The following is a 12,944-nucleotide window of genomic DNA, read 5'->3' on the forward strand; positions in this document are numbered from 1 at the left end:
GGCGCAGCTCAACACCTGGTTTGAGGACTACAACACCCGGGCGCCCCACTCGGCGCTCGGGATGCGCAGCCCGGCCGACTACCGGGCCGAGCAGCTCACCCTAAGCTCCTCGCGGTGAGCAGAAGAACGGGGTGCACTCCACTCGACCTGATTGGTGGGCCCTTCACCGCCAGCTTCTGGAAGTCGTACGTGACAGCCGAAAAGGGACGCAAGTGGAGTTGGAGTTCGGCGTCGCTGGAGGACGTTCTAAGAGGTTTGGTTGTTCGTCACATCCGACTGGGCACGGCCGCCGCGAGCGATGTGTCAGTTTTTGAGGATGCCGATGGGTTTGAGCGCTTGGAGGAGTTGCGGTCCAGACATGATTGCCCGGGACGTTCTGGATGGGGCCAATGCCCAGACGGGAGCCGATGCCAAGCTGGCGATTCAGTATGGGGGGCACACGGAAGGCTGGCATATTCTTTATGTCGATACGACAGCGGAACTGTCGCTCGATAGACTTAGAACTTGGCTTGAGTCCAGGGACAGTATCTTGGAGCGTCATGGCCTCCGAGTTACGATCGACGCCGTCCGCTCATGGGATCGCCCAACAGATCTTGAGATGCAGCAGGCGGCCTTCACCTCCGAAACGGACATCCCATTAGAGAAGTATGGTAGCTCTCTCCACGAACTCGCGATGGACCGATTCAGAGCTGGGGACATTGAGGGGGCACTCAAACAGTTTGAGTGGATGTCGCTCCGTCGTCCAGATAACTGGTTTAGGAACAACGTGGCCTATTGCTCCATCTTGCTCGGGCGCCACTCTACGGCGCACGCCCTATTCGAGCAGATGGATTTTGGTGCAGCAGACCGAGATTGGCCCATCTGGCAGCACAACAAAGCAGTGGCCACGTTCTTGGTTGGAGACAAGACGAAAGCTCAAGCCATGTTTCGCGAAACCTGGGAGTGGCTCCGGAACCCAGCCACAGACTTTGATCCGAGAGGTGTGATCTGTATGCTTCTCCTCGGCAAGGAAGGACCCATGTCCGTTGACGGACTACCGATTGACGCGGCAGTCTTGCTAAATGCTTGTTTTGCCGAAGCCATCCCCGCAGATGATGCCCTCCCACAGGTGCGGAACCGATACCCGGAAGAATCTACGGCGTGGCTTGCACGAATCGAAGAGAGTGCTCAATAGAGCAAAGACCCGAAAGCGCGCCACTATACCTAAACGATTGCTCGATTCGCTTCAGTCCAGCCAGTCCTCGTCCTTCAGCTTCTTCGGCAGGTACGTCTTCGTCAGATACCGGAAGTCCTTGTTCGCCAGCGCGTCCAGCTCGTACTTGAGCCCGCTGCCGAGCATGCGCTTGATCTCTTCCTGCCAGGGCTTCTTCTCGAACCAGCGGTACTTCAAAAGCTCCTTCGCGCGGCTCACGTCCTTGTCGTTGAGCTTGATGCCCACGTTGCGGGGGAGGCCGTAGGCGTCGGGGTCGGCGCTGGAAAGCCCGATGAACTTGGCCTTGGGGATGGCCATGCGCTCGCTCTCGAAGGCGAGGTTGATGGAGCCCTGCTTGACGACGGAATAGATGTAGTAGCCCCACGGGTCGTTGTCGACGAGGACGTAGACGGGGAGCTTGTACTCCTCGTGGAGGCGGCGGGCCAGGCGGCGCACGCCGCGCGGGGGCTGGCCGTTGCCGGTGAGGAGCACGCAGTTGTAGCGGCGCCAGAACTTGTCCTCGGAGAGGCGGTTCCACTGCGTGCCCTTCTCGACGAGGAGGACGAAGTCCGCGGTGCAGCGGCGGATCTCGAGGTACTCGGGCTCCACGATCGACGGCACGGAGTAGCCGCCCTTGCCCAGGCGCGCGCAGTCCACGCGGTCGCCGTCGTCGCCGAACACCACGGGGCCCACGATGCTGCCGGCGTTCTCCGCGCGCACGTGGAGCTCCTCGCGGAGGGCGGCGAGGGTGACCTCCAGATCCTCGATCAGGGGGTCGGACTCGTTCTGCCCGTCGAAGGTGTTTTCGTGCGAGCCCTTCATGGTGTGCTTGGTGCGGTAGTAGATCTCGCGGAGCGACGTGGTGAGGTTCTGCCGCTGAAGCTCGCTGAGCGCGTCCGCGACCAGCACGGTCTGCATGAATTTCTTCGCCATGCCGACGTTGAAGAAGGTGCGCGCCTGCTTGCGCTTGCCGAGCTGAATGATGCCGCGCTTGGCGTCGAAGTTGACGTTGGCGAGGCTCCGCACCGGGATGGCGAGCGCCGGGTCCTTGCTCTTCTCCGCCGCGGTGATGACGGTGTCCGCCACGCTGATGAGCTTCTTCTCCACCGCCCCCACCTTCTTCGCCGCCGCTGCTTTTGCCATGTGTCTGTCCCTTTACTCGACGACCTGGTCCGCGCGCAAGAGGAAGGGCTGGGGCAGCGTGAGCCCCAGCACCTTGGCCGTCTTGAGGTTGACGGCGAGATAGTAGCGGCTGGGCCGCTCGACGGGCAGGCCGGCCGGAGTGGCGCCCTTGAAGAGCCGGTCCACGTAGGTGGCCGCCCGGCGATAGTTATCATCCAGACTCGCGCCGTACGACATCAGCCCACCCTCCTGGACGAGATTGCTCGACTCGTACATGGCGGGGATCCGATGGAGCGCGGCGAACTCCATGACGCGCTTGCGATTGAGCAAGGTCAGCGCGTCCGTCACGAGGTACATGGCGTCCGGCCGCTGCTTCGTCATGGCTGCGAAGGCCGTCTCGAAGTCATTCGGCTCGCGGACGCCGAGCTGCTGCACGGTGACGCGCAGGGTGTGGGCGGCCTTCGCCACGTTGTCGTAGCGCAGAACCATGCCCTGGTCGTCGGCGTTGTACAGCACCGCCATGCGCTCCGCCCTGGGGAGCGCCTCTTTGAGGAGCTCGAGCCGCTTGGCGCTGAGCTCGGCCGATTGGTCGGTCACCCCGGTGACGTTGCCGCCGGGGAACGCGAGGCTGTTGATGAGGCCGATGCCGTCGGCATCACCGACCAGCGCCATCACGATGGGAATGGTCGACGTGGCCCGGCGGGAGGCATTGGTCGACGGCCCCCCGGCCGTCACGATGACGTCGACTTTCTCGGCTACCAGTTCGGCGGCGAGCGTGGGCAGCTGGCCCTGCTGCCCCTCGCCAAACCGCGCGGCATACGTGACGTTCTGTCCCTCGACGTAGCCGAGGTCCTTCAGCGCCGCACGCAGCACGGCGGGCGGCGCACCATCCGGCGTGCGGGCGCCGCCGGTGAGGAAGCCCACGCGCCAGACCTTACCCTTCAGCTGCTGCGCGTGGGTGGCGGGCGGCGCGGCGAGCACGCCCAGGGCCAGGACGAGCGCGAGGACGGCCCGCAGCATCACTTGCGCCGCTTCGCGGACTTTTGCTTCGCGGACTTGGCGGCCCTCTCGGGCTTGGCCTTGGCCGCCTTCTTGGCGGCCCTCGCCGGCTTGGCCTTCACCGCCTTTGCGGCCTTCTTCCCCTTCGCCGGCTTCTCGCCCTCGGCCGCCTCCGTCTCCGCGGCGGCCGCCGCATCCGCCGCCACCGCCCGCGCCGCCTCCGGCAGCTCCGGCGCCTCGCCCTCCGTCCCCTCCGGCGTCACGATGATCGAGTGCGGCAGGCCCTCGGGGCCACTCTCGTGGCCGAGGATCTGGTCGGTCTTGGCCCCGCCGGTGCGCTTGAGGGCGATCCTCTGGAGCTGATTCTTCAGCTTCTCCTTCGGGATGCGGCCGCCCTTGAGCCGGGCGCAGGCCTCCACCACTTCCTCGATGTAGAGCTCGAAGATGTTGCGCCGGCGGAACTCGCTCTTGGCGCGCTCGCGGCGGCGGAGGAAGACGCCCAGGCGGCGGCCGCACTCCTGAAGCGCGAGCTTGATCTCCTTCCGGATCTCGTCGTAGTCGGCGATGGCTTCCTTCGACTCGCTGGTGAACGGCACCCACACGCTCGCCATGTGGACGAAGATCACCATGGGCCCGGCGGGGAGGGCACCGCGCGACTGGGCCACGCCGTAGTTCTTCCACGCGGTCTCGAGCGCGGCCTTGAAGGTGGCGCAGGCCGCCTGCTGGTAGAGGAGCGGGACGCGGTTGGCGTAGCGGATGACGCGCGCCAGCTCGTTGTCGTCCTCGGCCTCCTCGCCCTCGGCCAGGGGGACCGCAGGCGCCTCCGCGGCCGCGGCGGCGGCCGCCTGCTGCTCCGGCCCGCGGCCGAAGGCCAGGCCCGCCTCGATCACGAAGGGATTGCCGCGGTAGACCGCGGGCGGACGCGTGACGGCGGTATAGAACTCGCCCTTGATCTGCTTGTAGAGGCCGTGAAGGATCGCCTTCTCGCCGATGGGCGAGATGCAGTTGGACGGCGGGGCCATGATCTTCGTGGCCTGGATGGCCCGGTAGAGGGCCTCCGCGGCCGCGCCGTGGATGTTCCGCGGCCGCGCGTTGGGCGAGAGCTTGGCGGTCTTGCAGATCTCCTGCGCGAGCGCCGGCGAGACGCGGCTGAAGTCGCCGGAGAGGAAGCCCGTCAGCCAGTGACTCCGCGTGTCGTGGAGCATGCGGAGCAGCACGCCGAACTCGATGCCGTAGGGGTGCGGCTTGATTTCCTTCGGCTGGGGCGGCAGCTCCTGGATGGTGCGCGCGTACTCGCGCGTGTCGCCTTCGGGCATCTTGTAAGTGAGGCGCACATGCGGGTTGGCGATGGCCACCTGCTCGAGGAACTCGTCCACCGAGGCGCGGCCCTTCTGATAGCGCCCCTCGATCTCCATCGTCACCTGCGTGCCGCGAGGGTGCTCCCAGTCGATCTTCTTCGACTCGAAGATGCGCGGCTCGTTCTTCTTGGTGTCGATCTGCACCTCGAAGTAGTGCGCGGCCGCCTTGGGGCCCGTGCGCGAGGTGATCTGCACGGGCTTGCCGGTGGTGAGCTGGGCGTACATGCCGGCGGCGGAAATGCCGATGCCCTGCTGGCCCCGGCTCATGCGCAGGCGATGGAACTTCGAGCCGTAGAGGAGCTTGGCGAAGATGGGCGGGATCTGCTGCCGGACTATTCCAGGGCCGTTGTCGCTCACGGTGACGCGAAAGCGCGTGGCCTGGGCCGGCGTCGGCGGCGGGCCGCCGTTGGCCGGGACCACCTCCACGTTCACGAGCACGTCGGGGAGGATGCCGGCCTCCTCGGCGGCGTCGAGGGCGTTATCCACCGCCTCCTTCACGCACGTGAGCATGGCCTTGCGCGGGTTGTCGAAGCCGAGGAGATGGCGATTCTTGGTGAAGAACTCGGAGACGGAGATCTCGCGCTGCCGCGCGCCCATCTCGACGGCGGACACCGTCTTCACCGCGGGGGCCTTGGGGGCGACGGTTTCGACTTGCGACGGGGAGGGTTCGGCCTTCCGAGCGGCGGCGACCTTGGCAAGTGCGGCAGTCATCTATCTCCTTGATACCACGAGCGCGTCGTGGACGACGAGACTCGCCGCCCGGGCGGCCGCTGCCATACGCGTGTCGAACGAGGCAAGCGACGCCGCACGGGCGGAAGCAGCCAGCGCCAGGTGCAGGGCGTCGGAAGCTCGGAGGGGGATGTCCCCCAGGCTCAGCAGGAGGTGCTCCGCCCGGCGGTGCACCTCACGAGTAAGCTCGACGCGCTGGTAGGCTCCCTCGTCCACCCGCGCGAGGATGGCGTGCTGCACCCGGCGCGCAGCGTCCCGAGGCAGCGCGCCCCCACGTACGCGTCGCGCCAGCGCGGACGCGGCTTCCGTCACGCAGAGGTCCGATACCAGCAAATCGTCTCGCCCCTCCACGAGAGCGTTGAACGCATCGCTGCCCGCTTCCGGCAGATAGAGCTTGAGGAGGGCGCTGGTGTCGCAGTAGACGGGGCCGGGGAGCCCGGCGCGGTACGCCGCCCGCTGCTCGCGTACGGCGCGGCGCGGGCTAGACGCGGTCCTCACGGTCCTCCGCGACGTCGCTGGAGATTGGGGGATCGAGCACTGGCATCTTCCGCCGAAACGCGGCGAGGTTCGGCACCCCCTTGCCGCGCGGCCGGTCCGGCGGCACCAGCTTCGCCACCGGCCGACCTCGCTCGGTGATCACGATTTCGCGGCCCTTCCGCACTTCTTCCAGGAGCGCGGACAGGTTCTGGCGAGCTTCCCGGACGCCGGCAGTACGCATGATGTAAATGTGCTACATGTAGCACTTCGAGTCAACTGGACGCGATCGGCGCAGTCGCCGCCCTCTGGTCTGGGCTAGGATCGACCCATGAGCGACACGCTCGCGTTCGTACTCCAGTACGGCTACGTGGTGCTCTACCTCTGCGTGATGGCCGAGCAGATCGGTCTCCCCGTTCCCGCGGTGCCCGTCCTGCTCGGCGTGGGGGCGCTCGCGGGGGCTGGTTCGATGAGCTTCCCGGTCGCGCTGGGTGTGGTGCTGGCGGCGTCGTTGCCCCCCGACCTCGTGTGGTACGAGCTCGGGCGGCGCCGCGGCACGCGGGTGCTCGCCCGCATCTGCGCGATCTCGCTCGAGCCGGACTGGTGCGTGCACCGGACCGAGCGGATATTCCTGCGGTTCGGCCGGAAGCTGCTGCTGGTCGCCAAGTTCGTGCCGGGGCTCAGCGCATTGTCGGCTCCGGTCGCTGGGGCGGCCCAAGTTTCGCGGTGGCAGTTCATCCTGCTCGATGTCACAGGCGCGTTGCTGTGGTCCGGGACGTGGCTGGGGATCGGCTATCTCTTCAGCGGCGCGCTGGACGTGATGGTGGGTTGGGTCCACCGGCTGGGCGGCTGGGCGCTGCTGTGGGCGGGGGTGGGCCTGGCCGCCTATATTGGCTACAAGTACGCGGAACGGCGGCGGATCTTCCGTGAGCTCAGGATGGCGCGCATCACGCCCGAGGAGCTGAAGAGCCGGCTCGAGGCGGGCGACGCCAGCTTCACGATCATCGACACCCGCACGATGCTGGACGTGAAGAGCGTGCCCTATCTGATCCGCGGCGCGCTCTGGATCGAGGCGGACGAGGTGGAGCGGCGCCGCGACGAGCTCCCGCGGGATCGGGAGATCGTCCTCTACTGCACCTGACCCAACGAGGCCACGAGCGCCCGGGTGGCGCTACGGCTCAAGCGGCACGGCGTCATGCGGGTGCGGCCCCTCCTCGGCGGGCTAGCGCTCTGGATGGAGCGCCAGTACCCGGTTGACAGGGTGCCGGAGCCAACGAGCGTCGCTAGCTAGGCGAGGGTCGCGCTCTAGCGGTTACTTCTTGTCCTTGTGAGCCAGAGCCACCGCGGCCTCGGGCGTCAGCACCTGGAAGGTCATCGACTCCATCAGGTAGAGGCGCACCGTGGTATCGGTGTGGCTCTGGTAGCCGATGGAGATGTCGGTGCCGACGGTCAGCTCGAAGTCCCCGCCGCGCAGGCTCATCACCACCGCGCCGTTGACCGCGGGCGCCCAGATGAGCGGTCCGTCCACCAGCTTGCGCACGACGTTCAGGACCGGGTAGCCGCCGTCGCCGCGCGCCTGGGTCAGCTCGGTGTAGTAGCGGGGTCCGAGCGCGATGGCGTATGGCCCGTCGACGCCGGCCAGGCGCAGGAGCCGCGTCGCCTCGGCGACCGCGTGCGGGTAGCCCTCGCCCTCCGCGGGGATGGGCAGGATGGGATGCGACGAGGCCTTGTCGATGCCGGTGATGCCGGCGACCTGATAGCCGTGGAAGATGATGGTGTCCTCGCCATAGGCCATCTGGCTGGCGGCGTCGATCAGGGGCTGGAGCTCCGGATCCTTCGCGCCGCGCTCGACCGCGTCCAGCTCCTCGCGCGACAGCTCGAAGTACACCCGCAGGTCCACGAGGGGCAGGGCCAGGCGCCGCGACGCCTCGACGTTCGGCCCGGGCGGCGTGCTGATCCGCTCGCGGCGCCCGGTGCTCACGGCGGCCTTCGCCGGACCCTCGGGACCGTTGAAGTCCACCATCTTCCGCCCGGCCAGCTTCAGCTTGAGGACGCGCTTGGCTTCGGCGTCGATCTCCTTCCATGCCGCCGACGAGATGGGGGCCAGCTCGCGTGCGAGGTTGTTCATAGTGCGGGCCCGCCCTTCAGGCTACCGATTCCCAGCGAGCCGCCGCCACTACCGCCACCGGTACCTTTTTCCCCGGCGTCCACGCCCGCCTCCTCGGCCGCTTGCGCCTTCTCGATCCCGATGAGCGAGCCGGTGGTGAAGAGATACTCCTTCAAGTGCTCGTCCATCTTGGCGTCACGGCGCCGATACCACTCGAGGAGCATGGCGAAGTGCTCTTTCTCCTCGTCCCGGTTGTGCGCGAGGATGGCCTTGAGATCCCCGTCGGTGGCCGCGTCGACGCGCTGGTCGTACCAGTCGGCCGCCTCCAGCTCTTCCTGCATCGAGGTGAGCGCGCGGTGATTGTCCTGGGTCTCCGGCCGCAGCTTGTCTTCCGATTCGTGGTATCCAACCGAGTTGGCCATGGTCGCTCCTGTGAGAGGTTGCTGCTGTGAAGGGGCTTGCACTCATCGTAGCACCTCGCGAGGGTGTGCAGTCGCCGCGCTCCCGTCTGGGCTAGAATCAGGCCCATGAAGATCCGCATCGGGGTGGGAGCGGCGGGCGCGGTGTCGACGCCGGAGCAGCTGGGCGAATTGATGACGGCGCTGGACGAGCGCGGGTTCGACTCGATCTGGCTCTCCGAGGTGCTGACGGGTCCCGTGCCCGATCCCGCCGTGGGGCTGGCGTGGGCGGCCGCCTTCAACGCGAAGGTGAAGCTCGGCACCACCATGCTGCTCCCCGGGCGCAACGTGCTGCGCCTCGCCAAGCAGCTCGCGACCCTCGACGTGCTCTCCCGCGGCCGGCTGCTGGTGACGCTGGTGCCCGGCCTCACCTATCCGCCCGAGCGCGAGGCCATCGGCGTTGAGCCCAAGCAGCGCGGCGCGGTGATCGACGAGGCGCTGCCGCTGCTGCGCCGGCTCTGGGCTGGCGAGACGGTGAGCCACGAGGGCTTGTGCGGCTCGTTCAAGGACGTGAAGGTGACGCCGCGCCCCGTGCAGCAGCCGCTGGAAGTCTGGCTGGGCGGCAACATTCCCTCCGCGCTCGAGCGCTGCGGCCGGCTCTCCGACGGGTGGCTGCCGTCGCTCATCACGCCGGAGGAGGCGGCGGCCGGCCGCGCGGTGATCGAGGAGGCGGCGGCCAAGGCCGGCCGCGCGATCAGCGGCGAGCACTTCGGCATGAGCATCGGCTACGCGAGCCAGCCCATCGATCCCGCCACCGCCAAGGTGATGGCGGCGCGGCGCCCGCGCGCGCTCGAGCTCACGCCGGTGGGCTACCCTCCCCTGCGGGAGAAGATCGAGAGCTTCCTGAAGGTGGGCTTCTCCAAGTTCGTGGCGCGCCCCGTGGTGCCGCCCGCCTCCTGGCGCGCCGAGCTCGACGCCCTCGCCGGCGCCGTCGGCGATCTGCAGACCTGAGCGCGCCGGACCTGCCGAACGTGCGCCGCATCCTGCTGATCCGCCACGGCGAGACCGCCGGCAACGCGGCGCGCATCGTCCAGAAGCCGGATATCCCCCTCTCGCCCCGCGGCGAGGCCCAGGCCGACGCCCTCGCCCGCCGCCTCGCCGGCGACGGCATCACGCAGATCTTCTCGAGCGATCTCGAGCGCGCCGCTGCCACCGCCCGCCGCCTGCGCGCGACCACGGACGCCCCCATCGCCTTCGATCCCCTGCTCCAGGAGCGAAACTTCGGCGACGTGCGCGGCACGCCCTACGAGCAGCTGGGCTTCGATCTCTTCAAGCCCGACTACGCGCCGCCCAACGGCGAGACGTGGGAGATGTTCCACGCGCGCGTGGACCAGGCGTGGGAGCGCATCCAGGCGATGGCGGCGAGCACGGCCGGCACGCTCGCCGTGGTCACCCACGGCCTCGTCTGCCGCTCCATCGCCGCGCGGCACGTCGTGCTCGCCGACGGCATGCTGGTGCCCGAGAAGTGGGAGAACACGTCGGTGACCATCGTGGACGCGCAGACCCCCTGGCGCGTCAGCGTGCTAAACTGCGTCGCGCATCTCGAGGATCCCGAGCTGAGGCCGGCGCAGGGCGCCACCGTCTGATCCGCGGCGCCCATCACGAGGAGGACCTATGGCACGCATCGAGCCCTTGAGCATTCACGAGGTCGACGACGAGATCCGCCATCTCTGCGAGGAGTCGGAGCGCCAGAGCGGCACTTCGAAGAGCACCCGCACCTACGCGAAGAATCCCGCGGTGCTGAAGGCCCTCACCGCCTTCCGTGCCGCGCTGGCCAAGGCGAGCGCGCTGGATCCCGTGCTGCGCGAGCTGGTGCGGATCAAGATCGCGGGGCTCAACGCCTGTCGCTACTGACTCACCGTGCGCTATGCCGGGGCCCGGCATGCGGGAGCGACGGAAGAGAAGATCGCGGCGATCAATGACGAGACGTCCACCCTCCTGACGCCGCGCGAGCGCGCGGCGCTCAAGTTCGCCGAGAAGCTCGCGGTGGACCACCAGAAGGTCGACGACGGGCTCTGGGCCGAGGTGCGGGCGCACTTCTCCGAGGCCGAGGTCATCGAGCTGGTGGCCCACACCACGCTCTACATCGGCTTCGGTCGCTTCAACGAGATCGTGGGCCTGGAGCCGAGCTAGCTCGGGGGTGGCGTGTACGACCTCGCCATCGTCGGCGGGGGCATTGGCGGCTCCACGCTCGCAACGGTGATGGCGCGTGCGGGGGCCCGCGTCCTGGTCGTGGAGCGCGAGCAGACCTTCCGCGACCGCAACCGCGGCGAGTACATCCACCCATGGGGCGTGGTGGAGGCCCGCGCGCTGGGCATCGAGCGGCGCCTCCTGGAGACGTGCGGTCACCCGGTGCCCTGGCGTAGCACTTACGCCGACGGCGCCCTGATCAGCCGGCGAGACATCACGGCGGCACGGAGCTGCTCGGGTATCGGCTTCCATCACCCCGAAATGCAGGAGGCGCTGCTCGCCCTCGCGCGAGAATCCGGTGCTGAGGTGCGGCGCGGCGTCGTCGTGACGGGCGTGCGGCCCGGCACGTCACCCTCGCTGCAGCTGGAAGACGGTGGGCAGGTTCCCGCCCGGCTCGTGGTGGCCGCTGACGGCCGGACCTCACATGCCCGCGAGTGGGCGGGCCTCCCAACGCTGCGCGATCCCGAGCTCCTCGTGATCGCCGGCATCTTCCACGGTGAACTCGACCTCCCGAGTGACTCCGTACACACCGTGTACGAGCCCCGACGGGGTCAGGGCGTGCTCATCTTCCCCGTGGGGCGCGAGCGTTTCCGCTCTTATTTCTTCTACGCGCGCGAGGGGTCGCCTCGTCCATTGCATGGGGCACGCCATGCCGGTGATTTCGTCGCCGCATGCGTGGAGACCGGCGCGCCTCCCGCATGGTTCGCGCGCGCTCGGGTGCTAGGCCCTCTCGCCTCCTTCGAGGCGTGCGATCGCTGGGTGGAGCGCCCGCACCGCGAGGGCGTGGTCCTCATCGGTGACGCGGCCGCCACCACCGATCCGACGTTCGGCGACGGGCTCTCGCTCACGCTGCGCGACGTGCGCACCCTGCGCGATCGGCTGCTCGACACGTCCGACTGGGGGGAGGCGGCCGACGCCTACGCGGAGGAGCATGTGCGCTACTACGGCGCGCTGCGTCGCATCCAGGGCTGGACGCGCGAGCTCTTGTACGAGCGCGGACCGGCGGCCGAGGCGCGGCGGGCGCGCGCGCTACCGCTGCTGGCCAAGGAGCCGGACCGCCGGCTCGACTACGGGACCTGGGGGCCCGACGGGCCCGACGACGAGGAGGCCCGTCGTCGCTTCTACGGCGAGGATCAAAAGACGCTATAGTAGCGGGCCAAGCGTCAGACAGGAGGCCTTCATCCACATGGAGATCACCGGCATAGCGAGCGAGAACAGTCACCGGCGCCGCTTCCTCTTGAAGGCCGGCGGGGCGCTGGCGGCGATGGGGGCGGCCGCCGTGGTCGAGGCGCCCGCGGTGATCGCGCAGCCCAAGGTGAAGTGGCGGCTCTCCACCGCCTATCCCGCCTCTCTCGACACCCTGCACGGGGCCGCCGAGCGCCTCGCCGCCATCGTGAGCGAGATGAGCGGCGGGCGCTTCGTCATCGAGGTCTATCCCGGCGGGCAGATCATGAAGCCCTTCGACTGCTTCGACGAGACCTCGAAGGGCACGATCGAGGCCTTCATGTCCGTGCCGTACTACTTCACGGAGCGCAAGAAAGAACCGGCATTCGAGTGGTTCACGACGGTGCCGTTCGGGATGAATCCCGAGGGCATGTCCGCCTGGTACCACTACGGCGACGGCCTGAAGCTGCTTCAGGAGAGCTACGGCGCGTTCAACCTGGTGCCGAAGCCCGGCCACGCCTTCGCCCCGCAGATGGGCGGATGGTTCCGCAAGAAGATCAACTCGACCGCCGACTACAAGGGCCTGCGCATGCGCATCGGCGGACTCGGCGGCAAGATCATCGGGCGGCTCGGCGCCACCGGCATCCTCATGCCCGCCTCGGAGATCTTCGGCGCGCTCGAGCGCGGGGTCATCGACGCGGGCGAGTGGGTGGGGCCCTATGACGACATGAAGCTCGGCCTCCACAATACCGCCCCGTACTACTACTACCCCGGCTGGCACGAACCCGGCACGATGCAGGGCTTCGGCTTCTACCGCAAGGCCTACGACGCGCTGCCTGTCGATCTCCGGCAGACGCTCGACCACGCCGCCACCGCCACCGAGGTGTACGGGATCAGTCTCTATCACCAGCGGAACGCGGCGGCGCTGGCGCAGATGCGGGCGGAGTTCAAGGGCAAGATCGAGCTCGTCCAGTTCCCGGCCCCGGTCTTGAAGGAGCTGAAGAAAATAGCCGCCGGGGTTCTCCATGAAGAGTCGGAGAAGACGCCGATGGCGAAAAAGGTCTACGCCTCGTTCAACAAGTTCCAGGCGCTGGTCGGGGCCTGGGACCTGGTCGCCGAGGGCGCCGCCCACCAGTACGTGATCCGGTGAC

The 12,944-nt window shown here is 68.1% G+C and carries 15 protein-coding genes; 8 read left to right on the forward strand and 7 right to left on the reverse strand.

All coding sequences use genetic code 11. The annotated features are described in order from the left end of the window. Window positions 1-358: 358 nt before the first annotated feature. A complete protein-coding gene (locus VFX14_13085) occupies window positions 359-1,174 on the forward strand; it encodes a hypothetical protein (GenBank protein HEU5190613.1) in 816 nt (271 codons plus the stop codon). A 51-nt stretch (window positions 1,175-1,225) separates the two neighbouring features. Here the strand turns inward: VFX14_13085 and VFX14_13090 are convergent, their stop codons facing one another. Genes VFX14_13090 through VFX14_13110 form a run of 5 tightly spaced genes read right to left on the reverse strand, consistent with a single transcriptional unit; the run spans window position 1,226 to window position 6,118 of the window. Next, window positions 1,226-2,335, reverse strand: coding sequence for a DNA topoisomerase IV subunit A (locus tag VFX14_13090; protein HEU5190614.1), 1,110 nt, complete (start codon window positions 2,333-2,335; stop codon window positions 1,226-1,228). A gap of 12 nt (window positions 2,336-2,347) precedes the next feature. Next, window positions 2,348-3,334, reverse strand: coding sequence for an ABC transporter substrate-binding protein (locus VFX14_13095; protein ID HEU5190615.1), 987 nt, complete (start codon window positions 3,332-3,334; stop codon window positions 2,348-2,350). Further along, the gene (locus VFX14_13100) at window positions 3,334-5,382 is read right to left on the reverse strand and encodes a DNA topoisomerase VI subunit B (GenBank protein HEU5190616.1); all 2,049 of its coding nucleotides are present in this window, start codon (window positions 5,380-5,382) and stop codon (window positions 3,334-3,336) included. Before VFX14_13100 ends, VFX14_13095 begins: the two co-directional genes overlap by 1 nt. After that, on the reverse strand, window positions 5,383-5,898 hold the full coding sequence (locus tag VFX14_13105; GenBank protein ID HEU5190617.1) for a type II toxin-antitoxin system VapC family toxin: 516 nt from the start codon (window positions 5,896-5,898) through the stop codon (window positions 5,383-5,385). It lies immediately after the preceding gene. Next, on the reverse strand, window positions 5,882-6,118 hold the full coding sequence (locus VFX14_13110) for a type II toxin-antitoxin system prevent-host-death family antitoxin (GenBank protein HEU5190618.1): 237 nt from the start codon (window positions 6,116-6,118) through the stop codon (window positions 5,882-5,884). Before VFX14_13110 ends, VFX14_13105 begins: the two co-directional genes overlap by 17 nt. 87 nt (window positions 6,119-6,205) lie before the next feature. Between VFX14_13110 and VFX14_13115 the strand changes: the two genes are divergently transcribed. Beyond that, window positions 6,206-7,015 (forward strand): VTT domain-containing protein, encoded by an 810-nt coding sequence (locus VFX14_13115; GenBank protein ID HEU5190619.1) that lies wholly within the window; start codon window positions 6,206-6,208, stop codon window positions 7,013-7,015. Between the two features lie 171 nt (window positions 7,016-7,186). On the opposite strand, the gene VFX14_13120 is transcribed toward VFX14_13115, so the two are convergent. Together VFX14_13120 and VFX14_13125 are read right to left on the reverse strand one after the other, a co-directional pair. Further along, window positions 7,187-8,002, reverse strand: a complete 816-nt coding sequence (locus VFX14_13120; GenBank protein ID HEU5190620.1) for a family 1 encapsulin nanocompartment shell protein — start codon at window positions 8,000-8,002, stop codon at window positions 7,187-7,189. Further along, entirely contained in the window at window positions 7,999-8,403 is a 405-nt protein-coding gene (locus VFX14_13125; protein ID HEU5190621.1) for an encapsulin-associated ferritin-like protein, read from the reverse strand. Before VFX14_13125 ends, VFX14_13120 begins: the two co-directional genes overlap by 4 nt. Window positions 8,404-8,508: 105 nt before the next feature. Here VFX14_13125 and VFX14_13130 point away from each other — a divergent pair, with 105 nt between their 5' ends. Genes VFX14_13130 through VFX14_13155 form a run of 6 tightly spaced genes read left to right on the forward strand, consistent with a single transcriptional unit; the run spans window position 8,509 to window position 12,943 of the window. Further along, a complete protein-coding gene (locus VFX14_13130; GenBank protein ID HEU5190622.1) occupies window positions 8,509-9,390 on the forward strand; it encodes an LLM class flavin-dependent oxidoreductase in 882 nt (293 codons plus the stop codon). 20 nt (window positions 9,391-9,410) lie between these two features. Further along, the gene (locus tag VFX14_13135) at window positions 9,411-10,025 is read left to right on the forward strand and encodes a histidine phosphatase family protein (GenBank protein HEU5190623.1); all 615 of its coding nucleotides are present in this window, start codon (window positions 9,411-9,413) and stop codon (window positions 10,023-10,025) included. A gap of 28 nt (window positions 10,026-10,053) precedes the next feature. After that, window positions 10,054-10,293: a carboxymuconolactone decarboxylase family protein gene (locus VFX14_13140; protein HEU5190624.1), complete on the forward strand. Its 240-nt coding sequence runs from the start codon at window positions 10,054-10,056 to the stop codon at window positions 10,291-10,293. Window positions 10,294-10,299: 6 nt separating this feature from the next. Then, on the forward strand, window positions 10,300-10,572 hold the full coding sequence (locus VFX14_13145; protein ID HEU5190625.1) for a hypothetical protein: 273 nt from the start codon (window positions 10,300-10,302) through the stop codon (window positions 10,570-10,572). A 12-nt stretch (window positions 10,573-10,584) separates the two neighbouring features. Beyond that, the gene (locus VFX14_13150; GenBank protein ID HEU5190626.1) at window positions 10,585-11,778 is read left to right on the forward strand and encodes an NAD(P)/FAD-dependent oxidoreductase; all 1,194 of its coding nucleotides are present in this window, start codon (window positions 10,585-10,587) and stop codon (window positions 11,776-11,778) included. A 37-nt stretch (window positions 11,779-11,815) separates the two neighbouring features. Further along, complete coding sequence (locus VFX14_13155) at window positions 11,816-12,943, forward strand: ABC transporter substrate-binding protein (protein ID HEU5190627.1); 1,128 nt, start codon at window positions 11,816-11,818, stop codon at window positions 12,941-12,943. Window position 12,944 lies beyond the last annotated feature (1 nt).

Source organism: Candidatus Methylomirabilota bacterium, from assembly GCA_035764725.1.
Taxonomy (GTDB): domain Bacteria; phylum Methylomirabilota; class Methylomirabilia; order Rokubacteriales; family CSP1-6; genus DASRWT01.

Excerpts from the sequence above, each read along its gene's own strand:
- VFX14_13155 (HEU5190627.1), top strand. The coding sequence starts at position 11,816 with ATGGAGATCACCGGCATAGCGAGCGAGAACAGTCACCGGCGCCGCTTC.
- VFX14_13120 (HEU5190620.1), bottom strand. The coding sequence starts at position 8,002 with ATGAACAACCTCGCACGCGAGCTGGCCCCCATCTCGTCGGCGGCATGG.
- VFX14_13130 (HEU5190622.1), top strand. The coding sequence starts at position 8,509 with ATGAAGATCCGCATCGGGGTGGGAGCGGCGGGCGCGGTGTCGACGCCG.
- VFX14_13100 (HEU5190616.1), bottom strand. The coding sequence starts at position 5,382 with ATGACTGCCGCACTTGCCAAGGTCGCCGCCGCTCGGAAGGCCGAACCC.
- VFX14_13085 (HEU5190613.1), top strand. The coding sequence starts at position 359 with ATGATTGCCCGGGACGTTCTGGATGGGGCCAATGCCCAGACGGGAGCC.
- VFX14_13125 (HEU5190621.1), bottom strand. The coding sequence starts at position 8,403 with ATGGCCAACTCGGTTGGATACCACGAATCGGAAGACAAGCTGCGGCCG.
- VFX14_13095 (HEU5190615.1), bottom strand. The coding sequence starts at position 3,334 with ATGCTGCGGGCCGTCCTCGCGCTCGTCCTGGCCCTGGGCGTGCTCGCC.
- VFX14_13110 (HEU5190618.1), bottom strand. The coding sequence starts at position 6,118 with ATGCGTACTGCCGGCGTCCGGGAAGCTCGCCAGAACCTGTCCGCGCTC.
- VFX14_13115 (HEU5190619.1), top strand. The coding sequence starts at position 6,206 with ATGAGCGACACGCTCGCGTTCGTACTCCAGTACGGCTACGTGGTGCTC.
- VFX14_13090 (HEU5190614.1), bottom strand. The coding sequence starts at position 2,335 with ATGGCAAAAGCAGCGGCGGCGAAGAAGGTGGGGGCGGTGGAGAAGAAG.
- VFX14_13140 (HEU5190624.1), top strand. The coding sequence starts at position 10,054 with ATGGCACGCATCGAGCCCTTGAGCATTCACGAGGTCGACGACGAGATC.